This is a genomic window from Neobacillus rhizosphaerae (genome assembly GCF_050477885.1).
GTDB lineage: Bacteria > Bacillota > Bacilli > Bacillales > Cytobacillaceae > Neobacillus > Neobacillus rhizosphaerae_A.
Window position 1 is genome coordinate 1 of record NZ_JBCNAC010000041.1, and the last position, 22005, is coordinate 22005.

A 22005-nucleotide genomic window follows, 5' to 3' on the forward strand; every position below is an offset into this window, starting at 1 on the left:
TTTCTATGTTACCCAAACCTTCTTTTACACGTGAGTTTGGGCGCGTAGACATTCTCTACGTTACCCAATCCTACTTTTGCAGATGGGCTAGGGCAGGTAGATAAAGAAATAGAGTAGCCAAACCTGTTGTTACCATAGAGCCTAATTTCCCATACAAAGCAAATAAAGCAAAAAAACGGCTGAAAACTCAGCCGTTTTTTTGCTTTATTTATTTTAAGCTTCGATTTAAGAAAGCCTTTGTCCGTTCATTTTGTGGGTTCGTAAACAACTCATTAGGAGCTCCAGATTCAACAATCTCCCCGTTATCCATAAAAATGACTCGGTTGGCCACTTCTTTGGCGAATCCCATTTCGTGTGTCACCACAATCATCGTCATATGCTCTTGAGCAAGGTCCTTCATGACTTGTAGCACTTCTCCAGTCAACTCTGGATCCAAAGCGGATGTTGGTTCATCAAATAGGAGGATTTCTGGGTTCATCATCAACGCCCTTGCTATAGCTACTCGTTGTTTTTGGCCGCCGGAAAGCTTTGCAGGATAAGCCGATGCTCGATCTGAAAGCCCTATTTTTTCTAGAAGTTCACGACTGCTTTGCTGAATAGCAGCGGGAGATTCCTTTTTCAACATTTTTGGAGCAAGCTCCAAATTTTCCGTTACCGTCAGATGCGGAAAGAGGTTAAAATGCTGAAAGACCATTCCCATCTTGGTGTTTATTTGTTTCACTTCTTGTGGTTTAGCATAGATACCGTCCTTGACCAGATGACTGCCTGCCACCACAATACTCCCACCATCTATTTGTTCCAAATTCACTAAACTGCGGAGCATCGTGCTTTTTCCAGAGCCAGAAGGACCGATTACCGCAACGACATCATTTTTTTCCACGTTAAAGCTAATCTGTTTTAATACATCTAAATTGCCGTACGATTTTTTGAGATTAGTAATTTCTATAATAGCCATTTTACCCACTCCTTCCTAATCAAATTTGAGCCGTCTTTCCATCCATTTAAACAACATCGTTAAAATCAGTGTCATAATCAGATAAATGATACCTGCCACAAAAAATGGCACAATGGTAAAATCACGGTTTACAGCTGTTTGAGCAAAGTGCAGTAATTCAGGAACAGCAACGGCATAGAGTAACGCCGTATCTTTTACCAGTGTTACAGATTCGTTCGCCACGGCAGGAAGGGCGATACGGAACATTTGCGGCAAAATAACTCTTGTCAATGTCTGCCATTTATTTAAGCCCAGTACTTGAGACGCTTCATATTGACCTTTATCAATAGCGAGAAGACCCCCACGGAAGATTTCAGCAAAATAGGCTGCATAGTTCAAAATAAAACCTAAACAGGCTGCAACGAAACGGTCTAAAACTAAGTACTCACCTATAACTGGAATCATAGGTAGACCGAAGCAGATAAATAGGAGTTGCAGCAAGAGAGGCGTACCGCGCATGACATAAATATAGGCTTCTGCGATCAGAGACAGAGGCTTAAAACGGCTGCCAACAGCCAGTGTTAATAGAAAACCCAGTGGAATGGACACCACAATGGCGATGCAAAACAAGAGGACGGTCATCTGTGCCCCTTCCAGCATGGGTTTTAGGATAGAAATTATATAATCGAATGACATAGGAATTCCTCCAAAAACAAAACAGGCTTCCCAAAGGAAATCCTGTTCTGCCTTATATCGTTATTTTAATACTTTATCTTCGCCAAACCATTTCTTAGAAATTTGAGCGGCAGTGCCATCTTCATTCATATCATCAAGTGCTTTTTGAAGACTTTTCAATATTTCTTCATTTCCTTTTTTAACACCAATACCATATTCTTCTGGAGCTAAAGATTCATCTAATACTTTAAATGCCTCTTGCTCTTTTGTCATATAATAATTGATTACAATTTCATCAATAACCACTGCATCTAAACGACCACTCTTAAGGTCAGTCAATGCTTGTACATTGTCCGCAAACTCTGTAACAGTTTTAATTTTTGACTTGATTGGTGCTCCGTCTAACGCATCTGCTGCAGAAGAAAGTGATTGTAAACCAACAACTTTGCCTTGTAAATCATCTAATTTAGAAAGGTTCGAATCAGCTCTAGTGACAACTACTTGTGCATTTTTTAAATACGGCTTAGTGAAAAGGACTTTCTTTTTACGTTCATCTGTAATAGTGTAACCGTTCCAAATGAGGTCAATGCGCCCACTGCTTAATTCCGCTTCTTTCGTGCTCCAATCAATTGGCTGGAACTTTACCTTTTTCCCCATCTTATCTGCTGCTGCCTTTGCTAGGTCGATGTCAAATCCAACAATTTTGTTATTTTCATCTCTAAAGCCCATTGGTGCGAACTTATCGTCAATCCCAATGACTAGTGTTTTACTTTCTTTTCCCTCTGCTGATTTAGAAGAACAGCCTGTAAGGATGGAGAACAGTGCTGCTATGACTAGAACAATAGTTGCTAAACGTTTCATATTAAAATACCACCTTATTATTTTTGTGAATTTACTTTAGTGCGTTACCATGCTATTACACTACCATATTATCAAAGTGTCGTATATAGCTTGGTTAATAATAGAAATATTAAAAATATTCGGTCGGAAAGCCTGGAAGGACAACTAGGTACTTCAATATGAATGGTTCATATTTTACAAATGTATGAACAAATGAAGAGTAGTGGTTTACTTCATAAAAAATGCAAGAAATCTGCATTAAATCTGCAAATTTCACCTCTACATTTAACGTATAAACATTTAATTGTTAATTAACTTTTTGGAGGTGGCAAGTTTGAAAAGGATCTTATTATTTTTGTTGGCAGCAGCCTTTATATTTTCATTTGATGTAAGAGTCCTTGCAGATGAGGGGCATTCACATGATCAGAAAATGGAGCACGAGAGTATGAACCATGATGATATGAAAATGGATATGGATCATGAGGGAATGGACATGGATCATGGCAGCGGTAGTGATCATGAGGGAATGGATATGAACCGTGACAGCGGAAGAGAAATGGAAGGGATGGACATGGAGGGAGGAAGCCATGATCATCACGGACCAGTGGTTGAAACACCGCCAAATTATAAAATACTAGGAACATATGGTGCGGTGAATCTAGCATTTATCTTAATTGGAATTTGGAATAAATGGTTCCGCAGGATAGGGGGGATTAACAATGGCAATGCCTGAGAAGAACTTAAAACCAGAAAAGGAATCTTTTGACCTATTATCCATTCCAGTGGTGAAAAAATTTGTAAAAAGTAAATGGTATCCTGGGGTCTTTCAATGGATTGTTATTTTCGTATTTTCTATTATTGTCTATGAACTAGTAATGGGAACCGTGGATCCCAGTAAAAACTTTGGTACAACCATGACTTGGGTGTTATGGTGGCCAATCATTCCTATATTATTTTTAGTAACCGGCCGCTTTTGGTGTGCCATTTGCCCGTTTGGTAAATTAAGTGACATCGTTCGTAAATTTGTTGGCAGTAAAAGGCCAATGCCGAAGTTTTTAAGAAAATATGGGATTTGGCTCATTGACTTATTCTTCATTGCGATCACTTACAGTGACCACGTATGGGGAATTGTAGAGTCACCACGGGGATCAGGTTATTTATTACTATTACTTGTAACAATGGTTGTTGCGACTTCTGTTTTCTATGAAAGAAGAACATTCTGTAAAACGTTATGTTTCCTTGGCGGTCTTGCAGGAAACTATTCACGCTCTGGTGCTTTAAAGGTACAGGCAACTCCTGATATTTGTAAAACCTGTAAAGTACAATCCTGCTACAAAGGAACGGAAGGAATGGAAGGTTGTCCAATGTTCCAGTTTCCACGAACAATGGAATCTAGCGCAGAATGTAATATTTGCGGTAACTGTGTAAAAAACTGTCCAAACAATTCAGTGAAAATTACAACTAGAATACCTACTAAAGAATTGTGGGGCTTGAAAAATCCGAAGCTTGAGCATGCTTCCTTAGCAGCCGTTATTATGGGTATTGTGTTCGTACAAAATATTACGATGCTTGAACCTTGGCAGAAAATTTTAGATGCAATTGGAACGGTAACTCGTACTTCTAACTATAATGTTAACTTTACCGTTGCCTTTATCATCTCTATGGCATTACCAATTCTATTGCTATTAGGAACTGCAAAACTAGCATCCTTACTTGGAATGGAAGGTACCGTCAAAAAGAACTTTACTCGTTTTGGCTATGCGATTATTCCGTTAGACTTAGCTGGACACTTGGCTCATAACTTATTCCATATCTTCACAGAAGGTAAGGCTGTATGGTTTAACTCCATCCGACTTTTTGGAGTAGAAACAAATCCAGCAAGTTTAAGTCTCGCCCCAACCCCAACGGTTCAACTGATTCAGTATATCGTTATATTAATAGGATTGGTTGGTACTTCTTATGTTGTGTACAGAATGGGAAAAAAGACAGCATTTAAAGCAATGCTTCCATACTATGTACTGATGTTTGCACTAGCGGTCGCTAACATTTACTTATTCTCACTTCCTATGATGCATAGAGTTTAAAGAAAAAAAGAGGTTGAATCCGATTATGATTCAACCTCTTTTTTATTTCCAAAAAAAGCATAAAAAGTTTGACATTCAAACCACTGTTTGAATATCATATAGTCAAACGAACGTTTGAATGAAGAAGGTGAGTAGTATGAAAGATCGCGATATTTGCGAAATTACTTGTATAGATAATGAAAAAACCGCTCGAGTAGGGCAACAGCTCGAAAAAAATCACCATATTACTGAAGTAACCAAGATATTTAAAGCTCTTTCCGATGAAAACCGGTTGAAAATAGCTTATGCTCTGACACTGGAAGAGGAACTTTGTGTGTGTGATGTGGCTCATATCGTAGGGGCAACCACGGCTACGGCCTCCCATCATTTACGTCATCTAAAAAATATTGGTCTTGCCAAATATCGGAAAGAGGGAAAGCTTGTGTATTATTCTCTTGATGACGACCATGTTAAACAGTTAATTCATATTGCCATTGCGCATCAGGAGGAGGTGGCTGGCCGTGAGTGAGACCATTGAAAAACAAGTCTATCGGATACAGGGATTTTCCTGAACGAGCTGTGCCGCAAAGTTCGAAAAGAACGTCCAACACCTGGATGGTGTGGTTGATGCAAAAGTAAATTTTGGAGCCTCTAAGCTCATAGTCTATGGAGATACCACCTTAGATGCATTACATGAAGCAGGTGCATTTGAAAAATTAACGATATACCCTGAAAAAGAGCAACCGCCAGTGACGGTAAAAGGGCCGCTTTGGAAGCAATATTCCCTTCTAGGGATATCCTTGTTGTTTTTACTAGCCGGGTACATTTTTTCATTGAACAGCCTATTTGCGGCTTCTATTTTACTAGGAGGCTTTCCGCTTTTTAAAACAGGGTTAAAGAATTTAATCCGGCTAGATTTCGATATGAAAACGCTTATGACAGTGGCGATTATTGGGGCAGCTATTATTGGTGAATGGCGTGAGGGGGCAGTAGTTGTCATCCTGTTTGCCATTAGCGAAGTACTAGAAGGGTATTCCATGGATAAGGCAAGAGCATCGATTCGGTCATTGATGGAAATGGCACCAACGGAGGCACTAGTGGTCCGAAACGGCAAAGAGATGTTACTAAAGGCGGAAGATATTGAAGTTGGAGATCTTATGCTTGTAAAGCCTGGGCAAATGCTTGCCATGGATGGGGTCATTTCGGAAGGGGCATCCTCCATCAATCAGGCTGCGATTACAGGCGAATCCGTTCCAATTGAAAAAAATGTTAACGACGAAGTTTTCGCGGGGACATTAAATGTAGAAGGATTTCTAAAAGTAAAGGTTTCAAAGCTAGTAGATGATACAACCATTGCAAAAATTATTCATTTAGTAGAAGAAGCACAAGGTGAAAAGGCACCGTCCCAACGCTTTGTAGACCGGTTTGCTAAATATTATACTCCGATTATTATGATTATTGCTGCGCTAGTGGCTGTTGTTCCGCCGCTGCTGTTTGCTGCTAGCTGGCAGGAGTGGATTTACGAAGGGCTTGCGGTATTAGTGGTTGGTTGTCCCTGTGCTCTTGTCATTTCTACCCCTGTTTCCATCGTTACCGCAATCGGAAATGCCGCTCGGAATGGTGTGTTAATCAAGGGTGGTAACTTTTTAGAGGAAGCTGGTGCACTAAGGGCGATTGCTTTTGATAAAACGGGAACGCTGACCAAAGGGGTTCCTGTTGTAACAGACTTCATTAATTATACAAACGATGAAGACATACTTTCCATCTTGGCTGCTCTTGAAAGTAAGTCTCAGCATCCACTTGCAGATGCTATTATGAAAAAAGCCGCATATGGTAACAGAGAATTTGAAGTCGAGGATTTCATGTCATTAACAGGCAAAGGCATTATTGGTGCAGTTAACGGAACGGAATATCGGGTTGGAAACATGAAGCTATTTGATGTGATTCCGAATCATATATTGAATGAAATGATCTCACTACAAGAACAAGGGAAAACAGTCATAATCGTTGGAACCGCACACGAAATTCTAGCATTAGTTGCCGTTGCCGATGAAGTGCGTGAGAGCAGTCGAGCGGTGATCGAGCGCCTCCATCAGCTGGGGATTGAACATACGATCCTGTTAACAGGAGATAATCAAGCAACCGCAAAGGCGATTGGTCATCAGGCAGGTGTCACCGAAAGGGAGGGTGAATTGCTGCCGCAGGATAAATTAGCGGTTATTAAAAAACTAAAAAATCAGTTTGGAAGAGTAGCTATGGTTGGTGACGGCGTGAATGATGCACCGGCACTTGCATCTGCTACGGTAGGAATTGCGATGGGAGGGGCAGGAACAGATACCGCCCTTGAAACCGCAGATATCGCTCTAATGAACGACGATTTAAATAAACTGCCGTTTACCATCAAGTTGAGTAGAAAAACACTACAGATTATCAAACAAAATATAACTTTATCGATTGTAGTCAAGCTCTTGGCACTGTTGTTAGTTGTTCCGGGCTGGCTAACATTATGGATAGCCATTTTTGCTGATATGGGAGTAACCTTACTGGTCACACTAAATGGCTTACGGCTGCTAAGAGTAAAAGAATAGAAGGGCAGGACAGTTTTGGACGGGGATAGAGGGTGAGTCTGATGAATAACAGGTGGAATAAGTGGGTATATCGATGGTGGTCGCCGGTTTATGATCATTTTTTCAATAAAGGACCGTTTCTAAAAGCGCGGCAGGAACTATTCAATGACGTTGACTTTCATGAAGGTGATAAAGTTTTGTTCGTTGGGGTCGGTACGGGTGCTGATCTTGAGCAAATTTCCATTGACCTGCTGGATATCACAGCGATTGACTATTCAGAAGAGATGCTTGCCCAGGCGAAAAAGAAATTCCCAACTACTTCTATAACCTTTCAGCAGATGGATGCCCAACAATTAACCTTTCCGGATGAAGCTTTCGATTATGTCGTGGCCAGCTTAATCCTATCTGTTGTTCCAGACAGTCACAAGGCCTTTGCGGAAATGGTCCGAGTGACAAGGTCAAAGGGCCAAATAATTATTTTTGATAAATTCGCTACTAAGCCTTCATTAATAAAGAAACTTATTAGGCCGGTCATTAAGGCTTTAGGTACGGATATCGGTCTCTCCTTTGAAAAAATTTATGAAAAACATAGCGGCATGAAGCTAACCCTCATAGAGAATCGCGCTGTGTTGTTCGGTGGAATGTATCGAAAAATAAAGATTAGAAAAAACTAACACAATCGGAATTCTTTCGTTTTAGAAAAAGATAAAATATGGAGCCAATTCAAAGGCTCTCTGGGGGAATTAACATGGGTCATCATCACCATCATCATGGACATTCACACGGCCATTCGCATGGTCATTCACATACAAGTAACAAGAAAGCATTATTGAGTTCTTTCATACTAATAGCGGCTTTTATGGTCGTGGAAGTAATTGGCGGTTTGTTAACAAATAGCTTGGCGCTATTGTCTGATGCTGGCCATATGCTTAGCGATGCAGCAGCATTAGGATTAAGCTTTTTCGCCATCAAGTTTGGTGAGAAACAGGGATCACAGGAAAAAACCTATGGTTACAAGCGATTTGAAATTATTGCTGCGGCGTTGAATGGAATCACGCTTGTTGTCATTTCTCTTTATATCTTTTATGAAGCGGTTCACCGCTTTTTTGATCCCCCAGAGGTGCAAAGCACGGGGATGCTAATAATCTCTGTACTAGGATTAGTAGTAAACATCATTGCCGCCTGGATTTTAATGAAGGGTGACAAGGAAGAGAATTTAAACGTAAGAAGTGCCTTTTTACATGTGCTTGGCGATATGCTGGGGTCTGTTGGAGCTATTGTTGCCGCATTGCTCATTATGTTTTTCGGCTGGGGAATTGCTGACCCAATTGCCAGTGTAATTGTGGCTGTTTTGATCTTATTCAGCGGGTATAGGGTTACGAAGGATTCCTTCCATATTTTAATGGAGGGAGCTCCAGAGCAAATTGATATGAACCAGGTAAAAACAGCGCTAGGTAAAATTCCATTGGTGAAGGAGGTTCATGATTTGCATATTTGGACGATTACTTCGGGTTATCCGGTTTTAAGCTGCCATATTACGATGTGTGATGATGGTGTCCATGATGAAATCTTGGCCCAATCACAAAAAATTCTTCATGATGAATTTCACATCGAGCATAGTACCATTCAGGTTGAGAGAGAATGCGTTGGCTGTCCTAGTCCGCATGGGACTTGTAATTAAGGTAAAAGACATCTGAAAAAGGATGTCTTTTTTTTGTGAAAAGGGAATTCTATCAATGAAGAGTAGATTTTATTCCAAAGTTCACAATTCCGTAATATTTAATAGTAAAAATGTAATTGACAATCATTATCAATTAAAATAAAATAAGAACCAGAGAAATGAAAATGAGATTCATTATCAATATGAAACCTTCAAGGTGGGATACGATGGGCAAAAACTTATTACATAAAATAGTTATCCTTTTACTAATTGTCGGATTTGCAATACAGAATCCTGCATTAGCTGCCGGGAATGCCAAAGAAGATATCATGAAAGCTGAAGAATCGGTAGATGAAGCAATTGGCTATGCTACCGAAGGAAACCTTTCAGAGGCAGAAAAAGCCTATGAACAATTTAATAAAGCCTGGAGAGAAATTGAAGAAGGTATTAAAGCAGAATCAGCAACTGCCTATCGAGATATTGAATCAAATATGGGTAAGGTTGTTTATGCCTTTACGATAAAAAAACAGGATCAAGTTTTACAGGCCTTACAAAATTTAAAGGCTGTTAATGAAAAAGTGGCAAATGGCGGCTATCCAAAAGAGGCGGACTTTAAGAAAGAAGATATAACCTTAGAAGAATTTATTCTCTTATTACAAAATACAAAAAAAGAAATCAAAGATGAGAATCAAACTCAAGCCATATCAAGCATTCAAGAGGCCAGCGATAGTTGGTTAAGCGTGGAAGGAATTGTGGTTGCACAATCTGCAAAAGTATATAGTGACTCAGAAAGAGATTTAGTTACGATACAAGCAATGCTTACTGCTAATCCATCAAACTATGAGAAAGCAACTCAAACCATCGATAACATGGTAAATTACCTTACTCCTTTAGCGAATAAATCTGAATACACGTATTGGGATGCAGCGATGATTCTCATTCGCGAAGGCTTAGAAGCTTTACTTGTAGTTATTGCTCTGATGTCTTTTGTGAAAAAATCAGGTCTGACAAAGGGGAAAGGTTGGATTTGGTCTGGAGTAGCAGCAGGTTTAGGTGTTAGTTTAATCCTTGCCCTGATTGTTAAGTTTGTCATTTCATCCGGTGCGTTTGGGAATAACAACGCTTTAATAGGTGGATGGACAGGCGTCTTTGCGGCAGTCATGTTATTGTATATGAGCTACTGGCTTCATAGTCAATCCAATATTGCTGATTGGAATCGCTATATTCGTGAGAAAAGTCAAACAGCAGTTACAACAGGGCGGCTTGTTTCACTAGGTATTCTTGCTTTTCTTGCAGTATTTCGTGAAGGAACGGAAACGGTATTATTTTATATCGGAATGGCGAGTCAAATTAAGCTACAATCTCTTTTAATTGGGTTTTTAATAGGGGCTGCCATACTTGGAGTTTTAGCCTATTTACTAATTATTGTTGGTCTTAAATTACCACTTCGTCCATTCTTTATGGTATCAAGTGTAATCGTTTTTTATCTATGTATTAAATTTACTGGAATGGGTATTCATAGCCTGCAATTAGCGGGATTCATTCCAACCACAAGTTCACAAAGTATCCCAAGTATAGATTTCTTTGCTTTATATCCAACATGGGAAAGCACGATCCCACAGATAATTCTAATCCTTGGTGCAATAGTGATTATTTTAGTAAAGAGAATGAAAAGTAAAAAGCTAAAAAAAGAAAACAATACTTTGAAAGTAGGGTAATAAATATGAAAAAATTAACATCAAGGGTTGTCGCATTTGGTCTTGGAAGTGCATTATTCTTAGCAGGATGTAGTTCTACTGACAGTAAGGTATCTGATGGGGTAAATGAAATGTTAGAGACAACTGGGCAATTATCAAAGGCAATTGATAGTGGTGACCAAGCTGAGGTAAAGGAAGTTGGACCAAAATTGGAAGAGCAATGGTCATCATTCGAGGATGATGTGAAAAAAGATAATAAGGATTTATATGAGAAGATTGAAAAATATCTTGATCCAACGATTGCTGGTTCAGAGGCAGACACTTTAGATAAAGAAGCGTTAAGCACATTGAACTATCAACTGTCTGATGCATTGAAAGAATTAGCAGATAAAACAAAATAAGAAGGTTGGAGGCTGACTTATAAGGTCAGTCTCTTTCTTATTTTGTAAGGAAATCTCCATATTTTCTGCACGATTTTATGTTATGGTTTGTTTATAAATCTATTGATAATAGGTGATTGGATTGTATAGTTTATTGAGTAAGATAAGTGGCGTATTAAGTGAACCATTTTTTAACATGGCAAATAGCTTAGAATCATGGCCAATCATTTTTGCTTTAATCTTGGGGTTAGTAGGGGCCCTTGCTCCTTGTCAATTAACGGGGAATATCAGTGCTGTTACTCTTTATGGGAACCGGTCTATTCAAAGAAAAACAGCATGGAGAGATGTCCTTAGTTTTACTTTAGGTAAAATTGTAGCCTTTTCATTACTTGGTGCTTTGGTGTGGCTACTCGGCAGAGAAATTGAACAAAATCTGATTTTTTATTTTCCGTGGCTTCGAAAGATAATGGGACCTTTATTAATAGTAGTTGGTTTATTTATGTTAGGTTTTATTAAATTTAAAGGGACATTTCATTTGTTTAAAGGTTCAAAAGAGTATAAGCATGAAAATCCATTCGGATCATTTATGCTTGGATTTAGTTTCTCACTTGCCTTTTGCCCAACGATGTTTATTCTCTTTTTTGTCACATTAATGCCAGTAGTATTAGCTAGTCCGTATGGATTTGTTCTCCCATCCATATTTGCGATTGGAACAGCTATTCCTCTACTCATTTTTATCTTAATCATTTGGTACCTTGGTGGCAGTGGAGCAATCATGAAGAGAGGGAGAAAGTTTGGAATGGTGATTCAGTGGATTGCAGGCGGACTGATGTTATTGTTAGGTATTTTTGATACTTTAACCTATTGGTCTTTATAATAAAGAGATATATGGTAAAGACAATGAAAAAGAGGCGGACTAGGCGCCTCTTTTTCACTTATTACCCTCGAATTATGCTGCTAATTTTCTGCATTCTTCTGCACATTTGAAACAACTATCTGCACACTTTTGACAGTGGTCATGCTGATGTTTTTTACATTCATTGCCACATGCTTCACATATTTTTGCACACACACTTGCCAATTCAGAGGCAAACGGTGTCCCCCTTACTAAAGCTTGTTCTAAATGAGCACAAATATCCGCACATTCACGGTCCAAGCGAATGCACCCCGCCATCATTTGTAAATCCTCTTCTTTTAAACAGGCATCATAGCAGTGATTACATGCAACCATACATTCATGCAGTGTTTCAATAACAGACGTATAGTGTTCGTGTGACATCAAATATCCCTCCTTCTTTGGTTTTAAATTTATATACCCAGTATTTCCGAAATTAATCTAGAAAATGTGTACATATTATGAAAGTTGAGCAAAGTTGTTTTCATAGGATAGGGGGGTATGGTAAGGTAAAAGAAAAGATTATCTAGAAAGGAAGTATTTGAAATGGAAAAGGTAACTCTAAATGTTAAAGGAATGTCTTGTGGACATTGTGTAAAGGCTGTAGAGGGAAGTGTAAGTAAGCTTGCCGGAGTTAGTGCTGTAAAGGTGGAATTAAATGCGGCAACAGTTGATGTAGAATATAATCCACAAGAGGTTACACTAGTTAAAATAAAAGAAACAATTGATGATCAAGGTTACGATGTAGAGTAATAATATATAGAACAACGTGCCTATTTCCTGGCACGTTTTTTTAGAAAGGAAATATACCTATATAGGGTATAAAGGAGTTGAGTCAGTTGAGTCAGCAATTAAAGGAAACAAATTTGCAGATTTCTGGAATGACCTGTGCGGCGTGTGCCATAAGAATTGAAAAAGGTTTGAATAAATTAGAAGGCATAGAAATAGCAAGTGTAAATCTTGCGCTAGAGAGATCCAATGTGAAATATGATCCAGAAAAGGTAAAAATAGAAGACATTGAAAAAAAGATTCAGGATTTAGGTTATGATGTGGTAACTGAAAAAATTGAATTTGATATAACGGGAATGACATGTGCAGCTTGTTCAGCCAGGATTGAAAAGGGTTTAAATAAGCTTGAGGGTGTCGTAAAAGCTAATGTGAATTTAGCTCTTGAAAAAGCAACTGTGGAATATAACAGTAGCGTTCTTACAACAGGTGAAATCATTAAAAAAGTCGAAAGCCTTGGATATGGTGCTCGTATAAAAGAAGAGGCAAAAGATACTAGTGATTACCGCCAGAAGGAAATCGAAAAACAAACCGGGAAATTTATTTTTTCGGCTATTCTATCATTCCCTCTTTTATGGGCAATGGTTGGACATTTTTCATTTACATCCTTTATATGGGTTCCTAAAATGTTTATGAATCCATGGGTCCAATTTGCTTTGGCTACTCCAGTGCAGTTCGTTATTGGTAAGCAGTTTTATGTCGGTGCTTACAAAGCGCTGAAGAATAAAAGTGCAAATATGGATGTTCTTGTTGCTTTAGGCACATCAGCGGCTTATTTTTATAGTTTGTACTTATCATTAGCTTCAATTGGAAGTAATGACCATTCTGTGGAACTTTACTATGAGACCAGTTCCATTTTGATTACATTAATTATTCTTGGAAAGTTGTTTGAGGCGAAAGCAAAAGGGCGCTCATCTGAAGCCATTAAGAAATTAATGGGGCTTCAAGCAAAAACCGCGATCATTGAAAGAGGGGGAGTTGAACAAGAGGTCCCCATTGAAGAAGTCATTGTCGGTGATATTCTTCATATTAAACCAGGTGAAAAAATTCCAGTAGACGGTAAAATTGTTGAGGGTCTTTCAGCAATTGATGAATCCATGTTAACAGGAGAAAGTGTCCCGGTTGATAAAAAAATAGGTGATGAAGTAATTGGAGCGACAATCAACAAAAATGGTTTTTTAAAAGTGGAAGCAATAAAAGTAGGACGGAATACAGCTTTAGCCCAAATTATTAAAGTTGTAGAAGAAGCACAAGGTTCAAAAGCACCAATTCAACGCCTTGCAGACCAGATTTCAGGTGTGTTTGTTCCTATTGTTGTTGCTCTTGCAGTATTCGCTTTTATTGTTTGGTATGTTTGGGTAACTCCTGGGGATTTTGCAGAAGCATTAGAGAAATTAATCGCAGTCCTTGTTATCGCGTGTCCATGTGCATTGGGATTGGCAACGCCTACTTCTATTATGGCTGGTTCAGGTCGAGCAGCCGAATATGGAATTCTTTTCAAAGGCGGCGAGCATTTGGAAATGACACATAAGATTTCTACTGTTGTTTTAGATAAAACTGGAACGGTTACAAACGGTACACCTATTCTAACAGATGTTTTGACAGTCCCCTCTCAAACTGAAGAGGAATTTTTATCACTCGTTGGATCTGCTGAAAAACAATCAGAGCATCCACTAGCACAAGCAATTGTTCAAGGGATTAAGGATAAAGGAATATCATTGAAGGAAGTTTCTGATTTTGAAGCCATCCCAGGTTTCGGTATAAGAGCACTAGTTGATGGCAAAGAATTGTTAGTTGGAACTAGGAAGCTAATGGATAGTTTTAAGGTGACTGTTGAAGGTGCTCTTGCTCAAAAGGAAGAGTTTGAAAAGGTTGGAAAGACAGCCATGCTCGCTGCGATAGATGGTCGATATGCAGGCATGATTGCAGTAGCTGATACTATAAAAGAAACATCAAAAACGGCTATCAGCCGCCTTAGAGACATGGGAATTGAAGTCATTATGATTACGGGAGATAATCAGCAGACAGCAAAAGCCATAGCTACTCAAGCTGGGATTGATAACGTCATAGCAGAAGTGCTTCCTGAGGGGAAGGCAGATGAGATTAAGAAATTACAGGCACAAGGTAAGAAGGTAGCCATGGTTGGAGATGGAATCAATGACGCACCCGCCCTTGCTGTTGCGGATATTGGAATGGCCATCGGAACCGGTACGGATGTTGCAATGGAAGCAGCTGATATCACTCTTATTCGCGGGGATCTAAATAGTATTGCAGATGCGATTTTTATGAGTAAGAAGACGATCCGTAATATTAAACAGAACCTTTTCTGGGCCCTTGCTTATAATACACTTGGTATTCCTGTCGCAGCTCTAGGACTCCTTGCTCCGTGGCTTGCAGGTGCTGCAATGGCATTCAGTTCAGTTTCAGTAGTTCTCAATGCCTTACGTTTACAAAAAGTAAAGTTAATATAACGTCAATAAATTCAATCCTAAAAAACTCTGACCTTGAGAAATCGTCAGAGTTTTTTTATTAATGTTTGCTTTTTCGGATTTTGTCAAGTTTTATGTTTGATATTTTTGCATTTGTAAAAAAATGCTCAAAACTTACACAAGGATTCGTCACAGACATACACATACCCGTATAGGTATAATAAAAATGTAGATAAATTAAGAAAAATAAGGAGGAATTTTTAATGACTCAACAAGTTCCATCACTAGCGGTAATTTTAGTTTCAGAGGATTTAGAAAAGCTACACGCAGGTTCTTTAGTCGGTTCTGTTGCTTCCATGTCAGGAATGCAGGTGAATGTATTTGTCACGATGAATGCATTAAAGCCATTTTTGAAATCAAGCTTTGATAACGAAGACTTTAAGGCAGGAACTGTAGGAAAAGAATTACTGGCAAAGAAAGTTCCTTTATTCGACAGCTTGTTAGCCGACGGGAAAGAAGTCGGTGACCTTCATATTTATGGCTGTGCAATGGCCATGGATGTTATGGGTTGGGAGAAGGAAGATATGATCGATGTCTTTGATGATATTATCGGTGTCACAGCTTTCCTTGGAATGGCACAAAATGCTCAATTAGTAACGATGTAATCGGAAGATTAAAGTTTGTATGGCGCAAAAATCAACATAGAAAAGGAGAAATGCCAAATGGCTGAAATACAAGTAACGAAATCAATCGATGCAAGAGGATCATTCTGCCCAGGGCCTTTAATGGAGTTAATCAAAGGAATCAAAAAAGGAACCATTGGCGATATCATTGAAGTAATTTCTAACGACAAAGGCTCTCGTGTGGACATTCCTGAGTGGGTGCATAAAATGGGCCACGAAATTGCCAATGAAATAGTAGAAGGCGACGATTACCGTATTGCTGTCCGCAAATTAAAATAAACTTGTCTAAATGGAAAGAGGGTTTACCATGAAAAAACGTGTGGTAGTAATAGGCGGAGGTAGTGGCGGGATGATGGTAGCGAACCGTTTAGCTCGCCAGCTTGGTGATAAAGTAAGAAATGGAGAGGTTGAAATTACCCTCATTAGTAATACAGAAAAGCATATCTATCAACCAGGGTATATGTTTATTGCCTTTAATGAAAAGGCACCAGAGCATTTTATCCGTAAACAAGAGACGTTAGCCCATCGCACTGTTCAGGTGGTCTATGATGAAGTGACAAAGATCGATCCAGAAAAGCAAAAGGTAGTTTCTGCAAAATATCAATATCTTTATGATTATTTAGTGATTGCAACCGGTTCCCACCCGGATTTAGATAGTGTACAAGGTCTAAGGGAAGGCTCGCAAAACTTCTATACGCTTGATGGAGCAATCAAGTTAAGAGATACACTGGCACAAATGGAAGAAGGAAAAATCCTGATTACCGTAGATGTGCCGCATAAATGTCCTGCTGCTCCTCTAGAAATGGCTTTAATGCTGGATGATTACTTCAGAAAGCGCGGAAATAGGGACAAAATTGAAATTAAATATACCTATCCAATTGGACGAATTCATTCCTTGCAACCTGTCGCAGACTGGGCATGCCCAACATTTGAAAAGCGAAATATCTTATCAGAAACCTTCTTTAACCTTGAAGAGGTGGATCCAAAAAGAAAGGTTGCCATTACGATGGATGGGACAGAACACTCATATGATTTACTTCTTTCCATTCCAGCCCATACCGGAGCAAAAGTCATCCTTGATTCGAAGTTAGGGGATGAAAGTGGGTTTATTCCAACTGACCGCTATACATTAAAAATGATTGGATCAGATAATATTTATGTCATTGGTGATGCTACAAATCTTCCAATCAGTAAGGCGGGTTCAACAGCGCATTATCAGTCTGAAGTAATGGTTACGAATATTGCCAATAGAATTAATGGGCTGCCAGAAACGGCGCGGTATAATGGAAAAGTGGCGTGTTTCTTAGAAAACAGTTTAGAGGATGCCAGCATGATTACGTTTGACTATCAAAATCCGCCAAGCCCTGCAGCTACGTCTGATTTACTTCACTGGTTCAAATCAGTCTATAATGAGCTATATTGGTTAAATGCTCGAGGAATCTTATAGGGAGGGTGTGATTTGTATGGGAACAGTCGTAGAGTATACACCTGATCAAACTATGACAAAAATACAGGATTTTACTAATGCAGCCCTCCAAGCAGTAACGAGCGAAATGGTGACAGAAACGGCTTCCAAGCTTGTGAAAATGGTAGAATTTGCTGATGATGTGATACAGCCAGAAACGCTTGAATTATTAAAAGTTCTACCAGATGTCAGCAAGAGTTTGGAGCACGCCTTGTTAGAGGTTAAAAAGTTAGAGGAGAACGGTACACTAAACACTCTGTTCCAAGTAGTCTCTATGATTCAAAGTATGAAAGCCGCTCTTACAGGACCAATGGTCTCAGACATGATGGAAAAGGCAGTAAAAGGCGTAGAAATCGCAGATGAAATGCTGCAAAAAGGTTCGTTAGATTTAGTAGATGGAATGGTAACTGCCTTTTATGAGGCGAAGAGTGAAAGACAAGAGAAAGAGCCAATGTCGATGTTCCAGCTGCTCCGTTCATTATCAACAAAGGAAACTCGTGAAGGTATGAGCTTACTGCTAACCTTTGTACAGAAATTACCTAAACAAATTCTTTAAAACTATTGCTTCTCTCTTTTAAAATAGATAATGCATAAAGTAAAACGCCAGTGAAAGGTACTGGCGTTTTTGTTTTAAAACAAAAAGCTTTTATGTATGAAAAAATCCATAAATTAGGTAATGGTAAATGGGGAATTAGCATGATATGATGGTCTAAATATATGTATCTAGTAGGAGGAATGTTGTTTTTGAAAGCGTTTATACGGTCCTTGATTATTCTTGTTCTATTATTTTCTGGCGTGGGCCCGTTTATCATTGGAAAGCCAGTTCAGGCTGAGGGTGTAAGCGGTCCTATTAGTCTACCATTCAAACCGAATGACACAGCAATTGACCCAAACAAACCAGTGATTTATGCAACAAAACTCGGAAGTAAGACGTTATATGCAGTTAATTTTTCAACAGGCGAAATCAAGACTCTTAACCTACCAAATCCTGCTGAGAGATTAGATTTTAACAATAATAAGCTTTATGTGACTCAGCATAAAATGAGTCATGATACTTATAATTTCGGTCCATATACTGGTGCAATTGCTGAAGTGGATCCGGACAGCTTTACGCTAAGCAATTTATTGGATATCGAACAAGATCCGTATGATATTGCTGTAGACAATAATGGATATATTTATATTGCACCAGGATCAGGGCAATGGGATGATTTAAAAGTTTATTCCATGAAGGATAAAAAAGAAGTTGTGCAAACGGTAAAATACCCAGGCACATCCATGTATGAAAGAACAAATATTTTTTATAATGCGGAAACATCAAAGGTTTACGGCATTACAACTTCACTGAGCCCGAGAGATACCGAAGCTTTTGAAGTGGTGAATGGCATGATTCAAAATCATTATGATTCACCCTATCATGGTGATTATCCGTTAGATCCATTTGCAAGTATCACGCCAGATGGCGCGAGTATGTACAATAATAGTGGTGTTGTGTTTGATCTGGCGATGTACCAATCAGGGGACATGACCTATTCCTTCCAATTAGGGAGAAAATATAATGATTATGAGTTTAGCTTACAGGACCAACTAACTTTTGCTGCTAGAGTGGATGGCGGAATCGATGTGTATCAATATAATTCAAATAAGTATTTATACACAATTAAGAAAGATCTTTTGGTTCAAAAGCTTCATTTTCAGAATGGCCAATTGATTGCTGTCACTACCAGCGGTGACGGAAAGTATTCTATTATTAGTATTGATGCTAAAACAGAGGGTACAGTGGATACGCCACCGAGCACGCCGACAGATCCGGGTACACCGACAGATCCGGTGACGCCTCCGCCAGCATCACCAGTAGGATGGCTTGAGGCTGCGACTCTTATTTGGAACGATGATATTGAAGATTTTGATTTCCATGATAAGTTTTATGATGGTGTCAGTAATGTGCCTCTAGATAGTTTGTTAGGTGTCCATTTTGATCTGAATGTCGAGCTTGCTGATGAATCCCTAATAACAATAAAAGGACCAGAAGGTTATGTTGAAACATACAATGAGACATCTGATGATACCTTAATTGTTATACCTGATGTGCTGAAAGGCAGTACAAACTACACTTTAACGATTAAAAAAGAGGCGTTAACAGGCCCTCAAGGACAATACTTAGCAAACGACATTGTTATTAAATTCAAAACAGCTTCCAATTGGGAGCTGTATGATGGAAAATGGTATTACTACGATCCGGCGATCGGTGATTATGTGACAGGTTGGAAACAGGTTTCGGGAATATGGTACTACTTCAATGCTGATGGTGAAATGCAGACAGGTTGGCAAAAAATTAAAAATGTCTGGTACTACTTTGCGAACAGTGGTGCGATGAAGACTGGTTGGTTAAAGCAAGGAACAACCTGGTACTACCTTGATGGCAACGGTGCGATGAAAACAGGCTGGTTGAAACAAGGAAGTACTTGGTACTATTTGACTGGCAGCGGTGCAATGAAAACGGGGTGGGTTCTCGTCGGCAAAAGCTGGTACTACTTTTATAGTAGCGGTGCTATGGCCTACAACACCAAAATCGGGGGCTACAAGCTTGGGCCAACTGGTGCAATGATTAAATAGGATAAAGGAAAGTCATTTGAAATTACACATTTTCAAATGGCTTTTTCTTTTTGGAAGAAAAATACATGATGCAATCAAAATAAATTTATTTTTTCTTTATTTATCCACTATGTTTGGTAAAATGTTCAATATTAGTGAAACATAATATGAAAATATCAGAGGGGGAGTACTGTTGAAAAAGACAGTCAATCCAGAGGACAAGCGTTTTAAGATTGCACATAGAGAAGCGTTGATAGGTGTCATCCTTGTTCTCATTAATTTTATCTGGTGGTATGGCTTTGGCTATGGACTTGGCTCCGGTAACGTTAACAACTACTCATACATATTTGGACTGCCTGCATGGTTCTTTTACAGTTGTATTGTTGGCTTTATTGTAATGGTCATACTAGTTATTTTGACAATAAAATTTTTATTCAAAGATGTACCCTTTGAAGTGGAAGAGGGGGAGAGAAAGTGAACTGGCCCGTTATAACACCGTTGATTTTCTTCTTACTAATTATCTTTGCGATTGGCCTTTGGTCGAACAAACGTGTCATTAAAACGAATTCATTCCTTGAGGAGTATTTTTTAGGGGAACGCCAAATGGGCGGCTTTATTCTCGCCATGACAATGGTTGCCACCTACGGAAGTGCCAGCAGCTTTATTGGAGGCCCAGGAATTGCCTATACCCAGGGTTTAGGCTGGGTCTTGTTAGCGATGGCACAACTGGCAACCGGTTATTTTACCTTAATGGTACTAGGAAAGAAATTCGCGATAGTCGCCCGGCAGTATAAGGCAATCACATTAATTGATTTTCTGAAAGAGCGGTATAAAAGCAAAACAGTCGTGCTACTCTCTGCAGCAAGTATAATTATTTTCCTATTCTCCTCGATGACAGCTCAGTGGATTGGAGGCGCAAGGTTAGTGGAAAGCTTAACAGGGCTCTCTTATACAACTGCCCTATTGATTTTTGCCTTTTCTGTCCTTGTGTTTGTTATTGTTGGTGGGTTCCGTGCAGTTGCGTTAACAGATACTGTCCAAGGTGTTGTAATGTTTTTGGGGACATTAATCTTGCTCATTGCCACCATTAAGGCGGGTGGAGGAATTCCAAAAATCATTTCTGATTTAGCGGCTGAGAATCCAAACCTAATTAGCCCGTTTGGTGCTCAGCATAATTTAACACCTGCCTATGTTTCTTCTTTTTGGATTTTGGTAGGGGTCGGTGTGGTCGGATTACCGCAAATTACGGTTCGTGCGATGTCTTATAAAAATTCCAAGGCAATGCATAGTGCGATTATTATAGGAACGATTGTAGTCGGCTTTATCATGCTTGGCATGCACCTAATTGGTGTGTTTGCCCGTCCTGTACTTCCTAATGTTAAAATTGGAGATACCGTCATGCCGTTGTTGTCGATGAAGGTCTTGCCACCTTATGTTGCCGGTATTGTCCTTGCGGCTCCCATGGCTGCAATTATGTCGACGGTTGATGCCTTATTAATTCTTGTCAGTTCTGCATTGGTAAAGGATGTTTATCTAAATTACATCAAGCCACATGCAGAAGACAACCATGTAAGAAAGGTTAGCTTCAGTGTCACGGCGGTGATTGGAATTCTTGTGATTCTGCTTGCTTTAAGTCCGCCCGATTTAATTGTCTGGCTCAATTTATTCTCGTTTGGCGGTCTTGAATCCGTATTTATTTGGCCGGTAGTATTAGGCTTGTATTGGAGCAAAGGAAATAAATATGGAGCAATTACATCGATGATTGTGGGAATGGGGGCTTATATTCTATTAGATCGCTTACATCCCAATGCGTTTGGTCTTCATACAGTAGTCGTGCCGATTTTACTTTCACTTCTTTGTTTTGTGGCTGTAAGCCTGATGACCCGTCAAAAAGTAGCAGCTTACCAAATGAAGCAGGAAGTATAAGACTGTTCGTAGTTAATATTTTTGTTGCAATTTTGTTGATAAATTTCTAGAATTAATTAACAGAAATTTATTGAATGAGGTGTACCCATTGGTAAACGTAATTGAATACTTGTCGGCACTTATTTTGCCAGGGTTACTAGTCCTTCTTTTTACACGGGTCACTTATAATCGACTAATCGGCCTAGTTCTAACGGTTGCTTTGATCGCTGCCTCTGTATATAAAGGTTATACGAATACCTTCGTGTTAATTGTCATTGATGCTTTCTCATTGACAGCTGGTTTCTGGCTGGCTGCTAAAATGAGGCCAAGGGCAGTGAAGAAGACCTAGTAATCTGAAAATATCAACGAAAGTCTGTCAGGAAAACTGGCAGGCTTTTTATTATTTGGCTCTGTTAAACTTGCCTGTTGAT

Annotated in this window: 23 protein-coding genes; 19 read left to right on the plus strand and 4 right to left on the minus strand. The window is 39.2% G+C overall.

Going from position 1 to position 22005, the window contains the following annotated elements; all coding sequences use genetic code 11:
• Positions 1-208: 208 nt before the first annotated feature.
• From ABES03_RS05530 to ABES03_RS05540, 3 genes are read right to left on the minus strand one after another with little or no spacing between them, the layout of a single operon-like run.
• Complete coding sequence (locus ABES03_RS05530) at positions 209-955, minus strand: amino acid ABC transporter ATP-binding protein (protein ID WP_430115882.1); 747 nt, start codon at positions 953-955, stop codon at positions 209-211.
• A 15-nt stretch (positions 956-970) separates the two neighbouring features.
• Complete coding sequence (locus ABES03_RS05535; RefSeq protein ID WP_430115884.1) at positions 971-1630, minus strand: amino acid ABC transporter permease; 660 nt, start codon at positions 1628-1630, stop codon at positions 971-973.
• Positions 1631-1690: 60 nt separating this feature from the next.
• Positions 1691-2470: an amino acid ABC transporter substrate-binding protein gene (locus ABES03_RS05540; protein ID WP_430115886.1), complete on the minus strand. Its 780-nt coding sequence runs from the start codon at positions 2468-2470 to the stop codon at positions 1691-1693.
• Between the two features lie 313 nt (positions 2471-2783).
• Here ABES03_RS05540 and ABES03_RS05545 point away from each other — a divergent pair, with 313 nt between their 5' ends.
• From ABES03_RS05545 to ABES03_RS05585, 9 genes are all read left to right on the plus strand, one after another.
• Positions 2784-3182: a hypothetical protein gene (locus ABES03_RS05545; protein ID WP_430115889.1), complete on the plus strand. Its 399-nt coding sequence runs from the start codon at positions 2784-2786 to the stop codon at positions 3180-3182.
• The gene (locus ABES03_RS05550) at positions 3169-4533 is read left to right on the plus strand and encodes a 4Fe-4S binding protein (protein WP_430115891.1); all 1365 of its coding nucleotides are present in this window, start codon (positions 3169-3171) and stop codon (positions 4531-4533) included. Before ABES03_RS05545 ends, ABES03_RS05550 begins: the two co-directional genes overlap by 14 nt.
• A 136-nt stretch (positions 4534-4669) precedes the next feature.
• On the plus strand, positions 4670-5041 hold the full coding sequence (locus tag ABES03_RS05555; protein WP_430115893.1) for an ArsR/SmtB family transcription factor: 372 nt from the start codon (positions 4670-4672) through the stop codon (positions 5039-5041).
• The gene (locus ABES03_RS05560; RefSeq protein ID WP_430115933.1) at positions 5028-7100 is read left to right on the plus strand and encodes a heavy metal translocating P-type ATPase; all 2073 of its coding nucleotides are present in this window, start codon (positions 5028-5030) and stop codon (positions 7098-7100) included. Before ABES03_RS05555 ends, ABES03_RS05560 begins: the two co-directional genes overlap by 14 nt.
• Positions 7101-7141: 41 nt before the next feature.
• Positions 7142-7753: a class I SAM-dependent methyltransferase gene (locus ABES03_RS05565; RefSeq protein WP_430115895.1), complete on the plus strand. Its 612-nt coding sequence runs from the start codon at positions 7142-7144 to the stop codon at positions 7751-7753.
• A 74-nt stretch (positions 7754-7827) separates the two neighbouring features.
• A complete protein-coding gene (locus tag ABES03_RS05570) occupies positions 7828-8760 on the plus strand; it encodes a cation diffusion facilitator family transporter (RefSeq protein ID WP_430115897.1) in 933 nt (310 codons plus the stop codon).
• Positions 8761-8966: 206 nt separating this feature from the next.
• Entirely contained in the window at positions 8967-10457 is a 1491-nt protein-coding gene (locus ABES03_RS05575) for an FTR1 family iron permease (RefSeq protein WP_430115899.1), read from the plus strand.
• A gap of 5 nt (positions 10458-10462) precedes the next feature.
• The gene (locus ABES03_RS05580; RefSeq protein WP_430115901.1) at positions 10463-10837 is read left to right on the plus strand and encodes a hypothetical protein; all 375 of its coding nucleotides are present in this window, start codon (positions 10463-10465) and stop codon (positions 10835-10837) included.
• 121 nt (positions 10838-10958) lie between these two features.
• Positions 10959-11693, plus strand: coding sequence for a sulfite exporter TauE/SafE family protein (locus tag ABES03_RS05585; protein ID WP_430115903.1), 735 nt, complete (start codon positions 10959-10961; stop codon positions 11691-11693).
• Between the two features lie 72 nt (positions 11694-11765).
• On the opposite strand, the gene ABES03_RS05590 is transcribed toward ABES03_RS05585, so the two are convergent.
• A complete protein-coding gene (locus ABES03_RS05590; RefSeq protein ID WP_430115906.1) occupies positions 11766-12095 on the minus strand; it encodes a four-helix bundle copper-binding protein in 330 nt (109 codons plus the stop codon).
• 162 nt (positions 12096-12257) lie between these two features.
• On the opposite strand from ABES03_RS05590, the gene copZ reads away from it, so the two are divergent.
• From copZ to ABES03_RS05640, 10 genes are all read left to right on the plus strand, one after another.
• The gene (copZ, locus tag ABES03_RS05595) at positions 12258-12464 is read left to right on the plus strand and encodes a copper chaperone CopZ (RefSeq protein WP_430115908.1); all 207 of its coding nucleotides are present in this window, start codon (positions 12258-12260) and stop codon (positions 12462-12464) included.
• A gap of 86 nt (positions 12465-12550) precedes the next feature.
• A complete protein-coding gene (locus ABES03_RS05600) occupies positions 12551-14968 on the plus strand; it encodes a heavy metal translocating P-type ATPase (RefSeq protein ID WP_430115912.1) in 2418 nt (805 codons plus the stop codon).
• A 221-nt stretch (positions 14969-15189) separates the two neighbouring features.
• Positions 15190-15591, plus strand: a complete 402-nt coding sequence (locus tag ABES03_RS05605) for a DsrE/DsrF/DrsH-like family protein (protein WP_430115915.1) — start codon at positions 15190-15192, stop codon at positions 15589-15591.
• A 57-nt stretch (positions 15592-15648) separates the two neighbouring features.
• Complete coding sequence (locus ABES03_RS05610; RefSeq protein WP_430115917.1) at positions 15649-15888, plus strand: sulfurtransferase TusA family protein; 240 nt, start codon at positions 15649-15651, stop codon at positions 15886-15888.
• A 28-nt stretch (positions 15889-15916) separates the two neighbouring features.
• Positions 15917-17056: an NAD(P)/FAD-dependent oxidoreductase gene (locus ABES03_RS05615; protein ID WP_430115920.1), complete on the plus strand. Its 1140-nt coding sequence runs from the start codon at positions 15917-15919 to the stop codon at positions 17054-17056.
• 16 nt (positions 17057-17072) lie between these two features.
• Entirely contained in the window at positions 17073-17630 is a 558-nt protein-coding gene (locus tag ABES03_RS05620) for a DUF1641 domain-containing protein (RefSeq protein WP_430115923.1), read from the plus strand.
• A gap of 188 nt (positions 17631-17818) precedes the next feature.
• The gene (locus ABES03_RS05625) at positions 17819-19690 is read left to right on the plus strand and encodes a hypothetical protein (protein ID WP_430115926.1); all 1872 of its coding nucleotides are present in this window, start codon (positions 17819-17821) and stop codon (positions 19688-19690) included.
• Positions 19691-19862: 172 nt separating this feature from the next.
• Positions 19863-20147, plus strand: a complete 285-nt coding sequence (locus ABES03_RS05630; protein ID WP_335546444.1) for a YhdT family protein — start codon at positions 19863-19865, stop codon at positions 20145-20147.
• Positions 20144-21595: a sodium/pantothenate symporter gene (gene panF / locus ABES03_RS05635; RefSeq protein ID WP_430115929.1), complete on the plus strand. Its 1452-nt coding sequence runs from the start codon at positions 20144-20146 to the stop codon at positions 21593-21595. The genes ABES03_RS05630 and panF overlap by 4 nt, the downstream gene beginning before the upstream one ends.
• Positions 21596-21683: 88 nt before the next feature.
• Complete coding sequence (locus ABES03_RS05640) at positions 21684-21923, plus strand: DUF2198 family protein (RefSeq protein WP_430115931.1); 240 nt, start codon at positions 21684-21686, stop codon at positions 21921-21923.
• The last annotated feature ends 82 nt before the right edge of the window (positions 21924-22005 follow it).

Bases quoted from the DNA above. Each gene is read 5' to 3' on its own strand.
- ABES03_RS05615 (WP_430115920.1), top strand. From the start codon at position 15,917: ATGAAAAAACGTGTGGTAGTAATAGGCGGAGGTAGTGGCGGGATGATG.
- ABES03_RS05530 (WP_430115882.1), bottom strand. From the start codon at position 955: ATGGCTATTATAGAAATTACTAATCTCAAAAAATCGTACGGCAATTTA.
- ABES03_RS05575 (WP_430115899.1), top strand. From the start codon at position 8,967: ATGGGCAAAAACTTATTACATAAAATAGTTATCCTTTTACTAATTGTC.
- ABES03_RS05565 (WP_430115895.1), top strand. From the start codon at position 7,142: ATGAATAACAGGTGGAATAAGTGGGTATATCGATGGTGGTCGCCGGTT.
- ABES03_RS05610 (WP_430115917.1), top strand. From the start codon at position 15,649: ATGGCTGAAATACAAGTAACGAAATCAATCGATGCAAGAGGATCATTC.
- ABES03_RS05570 (WP_430115897.1), top strand. From the start codon at position 7,828: ATGGGTCATCATCACCATCATCATGGACATTCACACGGCCATTCGCAT.
- ABES03_RS05555 (WP_430115893.1), top strand. From the start codon at position 4,670: ATGAAAGATCGCGATATTTGCGAAATTACTTGTATAGATAATGAAAAA.
- ABES03_RS05605 (WP_430115915.1), top strand. From the start codon at position 15,190: ATGACTCAACAAGTTCCATCACTAGCGGTAATTTTAGTTTCAGAGGAT.
- ABES03_RS05620 (WP_430115923.1), top strand. From the start codon at position 17,073: ATGGGAACAGTCGTAGAGTATACACCTGATCAAACTATGACAAAAATA.
- ABES03_RS05535 (WP_430115884.1), bottom strand. From the start codon at position 1,630: ATGTCATTCGATTATATAATTTCTATCCTAAAACCCATGCTGGAAGGG.
- ABES03_RS05550 (WP_430115891.1), top strand. From the start codon at position 3,169: ATGGCAATGCCTGAGAAGAACTTAAAACCAGAAAAGGAATCTTTTGAC.
- ABES03_RS05580 (WP_430115901.1), top strand. From the start codon at position 10,463: ATGAAAAAATTAACATCAAGGGTTGTCGCATTTGGTCTTGGAAGTGCA.
- ABES03_RS05540 (WP_430115886.1), bottom strand. From the start codon at position 2,470: ATGAAACGTTTAGCAACTATTGTTCTAGTCATAGCAGCACTGTTCTCC.
- ABES03_RS05590 (WP_430115906.1), bottom strand. From the start codon at position 12,095: ATGTCACACGAACACTATACGTCTGTTATTGAAACACTGCATGAATGT.
- copZ (WP_430115908.1), top strand. From the start codon at position 12,258: ATGGAAAAGGTAACTCTAAATGTTAAAGGAATGTCTTGTGGACATTGT.